This is a genomic window from Bradyrhizobium acaciae (genome assembly GCF_020889785.1).
Taxonomy (GTDB): domain Bacteria; phylum Pseudomonadota; class Alphaproteobacteria; order Rhizobiales; family Xanthobacteraceae; genus Bradyrhizobium; species Bradyrhizobium acaciae.
Genome location: NZ_JACMYK010000209.1, coordinates 1 through 9,862 on the forward strand (window position 1 = coordinate 1; position 9,862 = coordinate 9,862).

8 protein-coding genes and 1 pseudogene are annotated in these 9,862 nt (G+C 64.5%); 4 read left to right on the forward strand and 5 right to left on the reverse strand.

The window, feature by feature from the left end; all coding sequences use genetic code 11:
* The first annotated feature begins 98 nt into the window (after nt 1-98).
* Nucleotides 99-1,574, forward strand: coding sequence for an amidase (locus H8A92_RS38005; RefSeq protein WP_229200409.1), 1,476 nt, complete (start codon nt 99-101; stop codon nt 1,572-1,574).
* 44 nt (nt 1,575-1,618) lie between these two features.
* Nucleotides 1,619-2,080, forward strand: a complete 462-nt coding sequence (locus H8A92_RS38010) for a PaaI family thioesterase (RefSeq protein ID WP_229200410.1) — start codon at nt 1,619-1,621, stop codon at nt 2,078-2,080.
* A gap of 373 nt (nt 2,081-2,453) precedes the next feature.
* On the opposite strand, the gene H8A92_RS38015 is transcribed toward H8A92_RS38010, so the two are convergent.
* The 3 genes from H8A92_RS38015 to H8A92_RS38025 form a co-directional block, all read right to left on the reverse strand.
* Nucleotides 2,454-2,747: an HdeA/HdeB family chaperone gene (locus H8A92_RS38015; protein ID WP_229200411.1), complete on the reverse strand. Its 294-nt coding sequence runs from the start codon at nt 2,745-2,747 to the stop codon at nt 2,454-2,456.
* Nucleotides 2,748-3,060: 313 nt separating this feature from the next.
* Nucleotides 3,061-3,510, reverse strand: a complete 450-nt coding sequence (locus tag H8A92_RS38020; RefSeq protein ID WP_229200412.1) for a hypothetical protein — start codon at nt 3,508-3,510, stop codon at nt 3,061-3,063.
* A 12-nt stretch (nt 3,511-3,522) separates the two neighbouring features.
* Nucleotides 3,523-3,708: a DUF2933 domain-containing protein gene (locus H8A92_RS38025; RefSeq protein ID WP_229200413.1), complete on the reverse strand. Its 186-nt coding sequence runs from the start codon at nt 3,706-3,708 to the stop codon at nt 3,523-3,525.
* A 552-nt stretch (nt 3,709-4,260) separates the two neighbouring features.
* Between H8A92_RS38025 and H8A92_RS38035 the strand changes: the two genes are divergently transcribed.
* Both H8A92_RS38035 and H8A92_RS38040 read left to right on the forward strand, forming a co-directional pair.
* Nucleotides 4,261-4,551, forward strand: coding sequence for a hypothetical protein (locus H8A92_RS38035; RefSeq protein WP_229200414.1), 291 nt, complete (start codon nt 4,261-4,263; stop codon nt 4,549-4,551).
* A 229-nt stretch (nt 4,552-4,780) separates the two neighbouring features.
* Entirely contained in the window at nt 4,781-7,120 is a 2,340-nt protein-coding gene (locus tag H8A92_RS38040; protein WP_420831427.1) for a copper-transporting P-type ATPase, read from the forward strand.
* A 346-nt stretch (nt 7,121-7,466) separates the two neighbouring features.
* Here the strand turns inward: H8A92_RS38040 and H8A92_RS38045 are convergent, their stop codons facing one another.
* Together H8A92_RS38045 and H8A92_RS38050 are read right to left on the reverse strand one after the other, a co-directional pair.
* Complete coding sequence (locus H8A92_RS38045) at nt 7,467-9,503, reverse strand: pyrroloquinoline quinone-dependent dehydrogenase (protein ID WP_229200416.1); 2,037 nt, start codon at nt 9,501-9,503, stop codon at nt 7,467-7,469.
* Nucleotides 9,504-9,575: 72 nt separating this feature from the next.
* Nucleotides 9,576-9,862: pseudogene (locus H8A92_RS38050) on the reverse strand (caspase family protein); the annotation flags it as partial.

Below are 9,862 nucleotides of genomic sequence, written 5' to 3' on the forward strand. Positions count from 1 at the left end.
GCGTCGCGCGCGCGTCAGAGCGCAGCGCCCGCGCGACGATTTGACCGGGCGGCGGCGCAAATTACAGTGCGCAACAAAGCAGAAAAGGAATCGATCAAATGACTTTGGCGATGAGCTGGGACGAGTGGACGCAGCATGACGGAACGGCACTCGCCGAGCGCGTCCGGAGCGGCGAGCTGACGCCGCGGGAGCTTGCGTCCCAGGCCGCCGCCGCCGTCGCCAAGGTCGATCCCGCGCTCTCCGGCGTGGTCGAGCTGTTCGACGACGTGATCGCCGATCCCGCGCGCGACGGCGCCGATCTCAACGGTCCGTTCGCCGGCCTGCCCTTCCTGATGAAGGACCTCGGCCCGACGCTGAAGGGACGGCTGCAGGAGATGGGCTCGCTGATGATGCGCGGCAATCGCGCCGCGGCCGACACTTTCCTGACGACGAAGCTGCGCAAGGCCGGCCTCAATTTGATCGGCCGCACCACCACGCCGGAGTTCGGGGTTTGCAGCTCGGCTGAAAATCCCGCGGTCTACGTCACGCGCAATCCCTGGAACACCGACTACACCACCTGCGGCTCGTCGGCCGGCAGCGCGGCGATGGTTGCCGCCGGCGCGGTCCCGATCGCGCATGCGACCGACGGCGGCGGCTCGATCCGGATTCCCGCCGGCGTCAACGGCAATATCGGACTGAAAGTGTCGCGCGGCGTGTTCTCGCTCGCGCCGCATCTGTCGGATCTCACCGGGCTGGTCTCGATCCAGGGCTGCCAGTCGCGCACGGTGCGCGACACCGCGGCCTTCGTCGACGCCTGCCGCGGCCCCGCGCCCGGCGAGTTCATGCCGTTCTGGACTCCGGCTGAGCCCTATACCGCGATGATCGCGCGCGACCCCGGCCGGCTCAGAATCGCGCTGTCGCACACATGGGGCGACTATCGCGCGACGCCGCATATCGCAGCCGAGCTCGAGCGGGTCGGACGCTTCCTCGAAGGCCTCGGCCATCAGGTCGATTACGCATTGCCGACGCTCGACTACGCGGAAGCCTTCGCCGCACAGACCACCTGCTACATCAGCAATTTCGCCGTCGTGATCGGCAACATGCTCGCTGCACGCGGACTGGAGCGACCGCCGGCGGATCTGATCGAGCCGATCAATATCCGCATCTGGGAGCACGGAAGGCACACCAGCTTCGCCGATCGCGCGCGCATGCAGGCTGTCTTCAACACCACCTCGCGCGGCTTCGGCGCCTTCTTCGAGGATTGGGACATCATCCTGACGCCGATCACGGCGCTGCCGACACCGAAGGTCGGCACCACGGAGTATCTCACCATCAGCGACAACCCGTCGGTGCTGGACTGGTTCGGCAATCTCTGGCGCAACTTCGCCTTCACGCCGCTCGCCAATCTCTGCGGCATCCCGGCGATCTCGCTGCCGCTGGCGACCAATGAGCACGGCCTGCCGCTCGGCATCCAGGCGATCGGCAAGCAGGCCGATGACGGGCGGTTGCTGCAGCTCGCCGCCCAGATCGAACGCGCCATTGCCGGCAAGTGGAATGACGGCAAGAGGCCGGGCGTGCATGTCACGCGCGACTAGGCAACAAACAGCAGCAAGAATATCAGCGGAGGGAACGGAACGTCATGCAGCAGGCCGGTGAATTCGGGATCGACGATGCGAAGCGCGTGCTCGGCGAGGTCTTTGCGCCATGGGTGCAGGACCTCAATCTGTCGGTCGAGCAGTTCGACATTGCAGCCCCCGCCGGCGGCGATCCCGACTGGCAGCCCGGCGCGATCCTGCGCATGCCGTTTTCCGAGCGGTTGTGCCGCAATGGCGGCATCGTCTGCGGCCAGGCGCTGATGGCTTTCGCCGACACCGCGATGGTGCTGGCCAATCTCGCGGCCAACAAGGGTTATCGGCCGATGACGACGGTCGACCAGACCACGCACTTCATGCGCGCGGTGACCGCCTCCGATGTGCTGGCCGACGCCCGCGTGGTCCGGCTCGGCCGCACCATGAGCTTCGGCCGCGTCACGCTCCTCTCCGCCACCGACAACAAGCCGGTGGCGATGGTGTCGAGCGCGTTCGCGATGCTGCCGGGATAGGACGTCGAGGCGACGCGCGTGAATGAACTACGCTGCCATCACCGTCATCCTGAGAGATATGAGGCTTTGTCCGCATCTACTGTTGTCGTCGCCCGGCTCGACCGGGCGACCCAGTACGCCGCGGCCTATCGGCTCAAGCACGACCGTCTCTGGAATACTCGATCACCCGCATGCGCGGGTGATGACACTGAGCAAGCCGTTTGACAGTTGAATCAGACAGCCGCAACACCCATCACCGTCATCCCCGCGCAAAGGTGAAGCCTTTGTCGCTGGAGGAGCGCGCTCTCGCGCGCGTCTCGAAGGATGAATCGGCCCGGATGGTGGCCGTCGATCCTTCGAGGCTCAGGCTTCACGAGGAGCCTGCGTTGCAGGTTTACTTGCCGAGCACCGCCTCGGCGGCGTTGACGATGCTGATGGTCGGATTCTTTCCGCAATAGGTGCCGAACTTCCTGGCGTTCTCGGTGAACACGTCGGTGTCGATGATCGCCTCGTCGGAATCGCCCTTGTACCAGCCGTCCATCCAGACCAGCACCATCTTGATGGTGTCATCGCCGCCTTCGACGAACTCCTTGCAGGTCATGGTCGAGAGATCGAGCACGGTGGCGTTGGCCGGCGCGGACGACAGCGCAAGCGCGGCGGCAAGCATGATCGAGGCAGTGATCTTCATCGCAATCTCCATGGGCAAATGATCTGAAATGAACAGCTCGCTGGAGGCCCAGCGCGTCCGCTCGCGACCTCGTAGGCGAAGCATCGCGGCGAACGCAAGCATGACATCGCGCGCGTTCGTCTGCGCATCGTTTCGGTGCACGGGTTGAGAATCGGCGAGGCTGATTTGTGACGGCGCCGCGCTAACGCGTGATGAGATCAGGGCGTGTACCAAAGTCCAGTGTGTGCGAGCGGATCGCGAGGTCCGTGTCGCTCTCAAAAGCCGACATCGGCGATGCTTTGGTGAATGTCCGGCCAGGGCCCAGATGCAGACATCAAGCACGTCGCAAACAACGGGCTTCGATCAAAAATAGTGCAATACTCGCGGCCCAGGTCAGGGCGAAACCCAGCAAAAGCCACTTGAAGTCGGAATCGATCATGAAGTTGACAGCAGCCATCCAGCCGATCGAGGTCACGCCCGCAATGGTGGCGCCGGCTACCGCCCAAGGCTGACGTTGCCGGAACGACGTCACCGCCAGAGTGAGCGAAAGCACGCCGGTCGCTGTTACATAACCGCCCATCACGCGAAACACATGTCTGAGCCACGAGGCCAATCTAGCGCCCACGGACTGAAGCTCGGCCGACGACAGATTCATGTAGCGAACGTCTTCCGGCAGCAGCGCGGGTCGAAGAAATAGGAAATAGAAGCCAACGACGATCAGGATGATTCCCGAAACGGCCAGTAGGACGGACGAAGCTGGCCAGCCGCGCTTCTCGCCATTCATCGGGTTTCGCCGTCAGTCGTGGTGGGGCTCGCTTCGATGGTGCTTGCCGTGCATGAAGAAATGCATCAGCGGGCACGCCAGGAGAGGCAACCAAAGCAGCGCGCCGATGACATGAGCCTGATGCTGCGTGAACAACAGTGCGCCCACGATCGCGGCGGTGACGGCAAGTACCAGAGCAACAATGAAGCTACGCGACATCGAGGAGCATCCGTACTGAACTTGATCTGAGCACGTCGCGACCACAGCCGTTGCTATGATCGCTGCCAACGGAACCTGACACCAACGTATCTGATCCGGCCGACGGGTAGTTGAGCTGGATCAAGCGTTAGTGAAGCATCTCTGAGCGCCGGCGGTTGACGCGCATCAAACACCGAAACTTCTTCCCGTGATTTGATCGCACCATTCTCAAATCAGAGAACACGCTCGTGACCGCCAGGAATTTCTTATCGCTCTCGCCGTCGCTTCACTGCTGGCCGCTCCGGCGATTGGCCAGACCTCAGCGAAGGACGCCGAAAGGACCGGTCATCACGATCAGGGTGGGCCGAAGACCGAAGTGCCACATCATATGGGCAAGAAAGAAACCGCCGGAAAGAGCACCGTCGGCCAGTCCGGCGGGCATCATTACACCGGCAGACCGGCGTCATCTTCGCCGCATCACATGGGGATAAACGGTAGCGCCGAAAACGCAAGGCTCCTTACTCGCCTGAACGGTCGTGGACGCTGTGGGGCGTATGGATCGGAGAAACCGGCATGATCAAGCTTCCCTACATTCGGACCATGTTCGCAACTTGCATGCTGTTCCAGTCGATCTACGTCCTGTGTGTCCTTCTGTGGTTGATCGCACCGGACCTGAGAGGCCACGAGTTGCTGCCGACCATGTTTCCCAACTTCAAGCTGATTACCGTCGGCAGCTTCATCTACGGCCTCGTCGCCAGTATGCTATATGGGTGGGCAACCGCCGTGAACTTCGTCTTCTTCTTCAATCTTTGGCCGCGGTTCGCTGCAGCCATTCTTGGCGAAGGAGTCGTACGGCACACCTAGCAGACGCCGGACGAATGCAGCGAATTGAGGCGTGCCCGCTTGTGCCAGAAAGAATGGTAAATCGGCCGTGCGGGCCCCGATGTCTGAAACTCACAAGGCCTCGCGCCGGACGCGAGAGCATTCGACGTGCGCACGTTGGCGCAACTTTGGCTACGGTTCAGACGTTTCTGGCAGGAAGCCTTGATGTCATTCCTCCAGGCCTAGCCCCCCGGCGTATCGGTTTGGCAGGATGGAGGCGTCAATGGTCGCCCAGGAGAGTCGGAATTCCGGAGAGGACCGCGGGAACTGCTGCGGGCACTCTCATTCGAGTGCCCATGACCATGCCGGGCTCGCTCACCATCCCGATCAGGCCACGGGGAACGCCGTAGCCCCGGTCAGCGGCATGAAGGTTGTCCCCTCGACCGCTCGCCACAAGATCGAGCATGACGGCAAGGCCCCGCCCGCCGTCGTGCCAGAAGGCACCATCTACACCTGCCCGATGCATCCGCAGATACGCCAGGTCGGACCGGGCAACTGTCCGATCTGCGGAATGGCACTTGAACCCGAGTTCGCCACTGCGGACACCGGTCTCAACCCTGAGCTGATCGACATGACCCGCCGCTTCTGGGTCGGTCTGGGGTTCTCCATTCCGGTGGTGATCCTTGAAATGGGCGGTCACCTCGTCGGCAGTCATGGCTGGATCGATCAGACGATATCCAATTGGATCCAGTTCTTTCTCGCCACACCAGTCGTGATCTGGGCGGGCTGGCCCTTCTTCGTTCGTGGCTGGCAATCGGTCGTGACCCGCAATCTGAACATGTTCACGCTGATCGCGATGGGCACCGGCGTTGCGTGGATTTATAGCGTCGTCGCAACCGCCATCCCTGGCGTCTTTCCCGCCACCTTCAGAGACCATGATGGGGCCGCCGCCGTCTACTTTGAGGCGGCCGCGGTGATCACCGTTCTGGTCCTCCTCGGTCAGGTACTTGAGCTCCGGGCGCGGGAAGCGACCTCCGGAGCGATCAAGGCCCTGCTCGACCTCGCTCCCAAGACGGCCCGCCGAATGCAGGCTGATGGGGCCGACGAAGAGGTGGAGATCGCGGCCCTGAAAGTCGGCGATCGGCTTCGCGTCCGTCCGGGCGAGAAAGTGCCCGTCGACGGCGAGATCGTCGATGGCAGATCTTCGCTCGACGAGTCGATGGTCACGGGCGAATCCATGCCGGTCAGCAAGGGGGTCGGTGGCAAGGTCATTGCCGGCACCCTCAACCGCTCGGGCGGCTTCGTCATGCGCGCCGAGAAGGTCGGTGGCGACACGATACTGTCCCAGATCGTGCAGATGGTCGCCCAGGCGCAGCGTTCGCGCGCGCCGATCCAGCGCCTCGCCGATCAGGTCGCCGGCTGGTTCGTGCCTGCCGTCATCGTGATCGCGATTGCGGCGTTCGCCGTCTGGGCGGTCTACGGTCCCGAACCCCGGCTCGCCTTCGGCCTCGTCGCCGCAGTCAGTGTTCTCATCATCGCCTGTCCTTGTGCGCTCGGCCTGGCCACCCCGATGTCGATCATGGTCGGCGTCGGGCGCGGCGCCCACGCCGGTGTCCTCATCAAGAACGCCGAAGCGCTCGAGCGCATGGAGCGCATCGACACGCTGGTCGTCGACAAGACGGGCACGCTGACCGAAGGCAAACCGAAGGTCGTGGCCGTGATCCCGGCTCAAGGAATCACGGATGCCGAAGTGCTGCGGCTCGCCGCCAGCGTCGAGCGTGCCAGCGAACACCCGCTCGCCGACGCCATCGTCAACGAAGCCAAGGAGCGAGGCGTCCAGACGACCGATGTGCAGGACTTCGACTCGCCCGTTGGCAAGGGCGCGCTCGGAACTGTCGAGGGCAAGATGGTGCTGCTCGGCAATGCCGCCTTCCTCCGCTCGCAGGGAGTGGAAACCTCTGCAATGGAAGCCGAGGCGGAACGGCAGCGCGGCGAAGGCGCCACCGTCATCAACATGGCCGTGGACGGAAAACTCGCCGGCATCATGGCGATCGCCGATCCCGTGAAACAGTCCACGCCCGAGGCGCTGCGGGAGCTCGCGGCCGATGGCGTCAAGGTGATCATGCTCACCGGCGACAACCGAACCACGGCTCAGGCGGTCGCGCGCAGGCTCGGCATCGCCGAGGTCGAAGCGGAGGTGCTGCCGGATCAAAAGAGCGCGGTTGTCGCCAAGCTCCAGAAGGAAGGCCGGAAGGTCGCGATGGCCGGAGACGGCGTGAACGATGCGCCCGCCTTGGCCGCCGCCGAGGTTGGAATCGCGATGGGGACCGGCACGGACGTCGCGATGGAAAGCGCGGGCGTGACTTTGTTGAAGGGCGATCTCACGGGAATCGTGCGTGCCCGACGGCTGTCGCGGGCGACGATGCGCAATATCCGGCAAAACCTGTTCTTCGCGTTCGCATACAACGCCGCCGGAATTCCGATCGCGGCCGGTGTGCTGTATCCGACGTTCGGGCTGTTGCTCTCGCCGATCGTCGCGGCGGCGGCAATGGCGTTATCTTCGGTCAGCGTGGTTGGGAATGCGCTTCGCTTGCGATCTACCAGGATCTGAGCCGATGCAGGGAATCGGTTGCACTTCGATACGCAAGATGTCCGCTCCGGGGTCAAATGCGGCGGTCAAGGATCATTGGTGAGAAATCCGGACTGCACCCAGCACCGGACTAGTCAGAGGCGGCGAAGGTGGTCCACAAGGCGACATCCCCGCGGTCTGCGCCGCGTGTCCGCATTCCCTCTCGAAAGCGACATCCCCGAATTGCCCGCACCATTTCTGAATATTAGAAAAATACCCCTGAGTTGCCCGACGTGTCAAGTTGCTTTTCGAGCGCCGGCAGCGGCCGGCTACTGTGCATGGGGTTGTTTTCGATTTTTTGGCAGCGTGCACCTGCGGCAGGGAGTACCTAGGCGGATCGCGAGCGGCGCGCGTGCCGCCGGCGCCACAGCAGCGTGACGAGCGCAGACAGCGCAATCAGCAAAAGCACCGCCTCGATCACCTTGAGCATGAACCGTCCGCCGGGACGATCGATCAAGCGCGACCACAGCGAAGCACCCTCGCCCTGACGCGGCAGGCGAAACGCCACCACGCTGTCGCCGATCGTCGTGCCGGCCTCGGAATGGCCGCCGGCGCCGATCACGACATACTGTTCGCCGTTCCAGAGATAGGTCATCGGATTGGCGACGCCCGGCACCGGAAGCCGGCCGAGCCACAATTGCTTTCCCGACTTGACATCGAACGCGCGCAGATAGGCGTCCATCGCGCCGGTGAACAGCACTCCGCCCGCGGTGATCGCGACGCCGTTGACCAACGGCGTGCCGGTGTTGAGCGCGATGCCGAGCGGCGCGACATCCTCGCTGGTGCCGACCGACGAATGCCAGAGGATCTTGCCGGCCTTGAGATCGACCGCAACCGTCTCGCCCCACGGCGGCTTGTTGCAGGGCGTCCCGACCGGCGTCATCGCCAGCGCCCGCGACATCGCGAACGGCGCGCCCTGCTGCCGGCCGAAATCATGGCCGGGCGGCGGATTGAAGCCCTTGGCCTGGTCGCGCGGAATCAGCGTGACGACATGCGCCGCGTGGCTGACATTGGCGAACAGGATCTGGTTGACCGGATCGAACGCCGCGCTGCCCCAGTTCACGCCGCCGCCGGTCATCGGATAGACGATCGTGCCCTGCGTCGACGGCGGCGTGTAAAGACCCTCGTTGCGGGATTGCGCGAGCAGCTTCTCGCAGGCCGAGCTCCCGACGCCCGGCAGCATGCTGCCGATGTCGTCGGCCGTCATGCGCTGCGTCAGCAACGGCGGCACGTGGGTCGGAAACGGCTGGGTCGGCGACAGCTTCTCGCCCTCGGCGCCGCTCTGCGGCACCGCGCGTTCCTCGACAGGCCACACCGGCTTGCCGGTATCGCGATCGAGCACGAACACGAAGCCCTGCTTGGTCGGCTGGATCACAACGTCGCGCAGGCCATTACCGGTGTCGATCCGCGCCAGCGTCGGCTGCGCCGGCAGATCGTAATCCCAGACGTCGTGATGCACGGTCTGGAACGCCCAGGCGAGCTCGCCGGTCTCGATCCGCAGCGCGACCACGGAATTGGCGTGCTCGTCATTGCCGGGACGCTTGCCGCCCCAGAAGTCGGGACTCGGCGATGTCGTCGGCAGGAACACCAGGCCCCGCTCCTCGTCCACCGACATCGGCGCCCAGACATTGCTGTGGCCGGCCTCGACGGTGTCATGCACGAGCGGATCGAAGGTCCAGCGCGGCTGGCCGGTCCGCGCATCGAACGCGCGCACCGCGCCGAGCGGCGCATCGACCCGCCGATTGTCGCCGATCGCGGAGCCGACCACGACCACGCCGCGCCCGGTCACCGGCGCCGAGGTGATCTGAAACTCGCCCGGCCATTCCAGCTTCATCCCGGCATCGATCTTGATCTCGCCGGCATTGCCGAAATCGGCGCACAGCTTCCCGGTCCTGGCGTCGAGCGCGATCAGGCGCGTGTCATTGGTGCCGGTGAAGATGCGTGACGTGCAGGCCGCGCCTTCAGCCGCGCGATCATCGGTCCAGTGCGCGACGCCGCGGCAAACGAAGCGGTTGGCCGGTCGCTGCGTCATGCTGATCTGCGGATCGAAGCGCCATTTCTGCGCTCCGGTGCCGGGATCGAGCGCGATCACCTCGTTGAACGGCGTGCAGAAGATCAGGCTGTCCTCGACGAACAGCGGCGTCACCTCGAACTTGGTGCGCTTCATGACGTCGGGCGGACGGCCGTCGAGATCGCCGGTGCGGAATTCCCAGCCGCGCACCAGCGTGCCGACATTGTCCGATGTGATCTGCGTCAACGGCGAGAAGCGCGTGCCGCCGCGGTCGCCGCCCCAATACTCCCAGGCGAGCGCCGGCTGTACACCCAGCAGCAGAAGCGCGGCGAGCAGGCGAAACAGGGACCGCATTGCGTCCTCCCGCGAGATGCGATCATCAAGCGCCGCATCTCATGCGGGAAAAGCGTTTACGCGATTGGCGCGTCAGTATCCACCCCTGTGGAAGCCGCCGCCATAATTGCCGCGATATCCGCCGCCGATGCCAATCCCGATTCCGATCGGCGGTCCGACAGGCTCGTAGACCACGGCCGGAGGCGGACGACGCACCACCACCACGTCGTCCTCGACCACGACGCGCGGCGGACGCTTGCCTGCGCGGCGCGGCTGAGGATCGGGAACAGCCAGCTTCTTCGCCGGCGCGGTGGCGGCCTTCTGCAGCGCTGGCGGCACCGCGTTGCAGGGACAGGTCGGCGCCGCCAGCGCGACGTTGG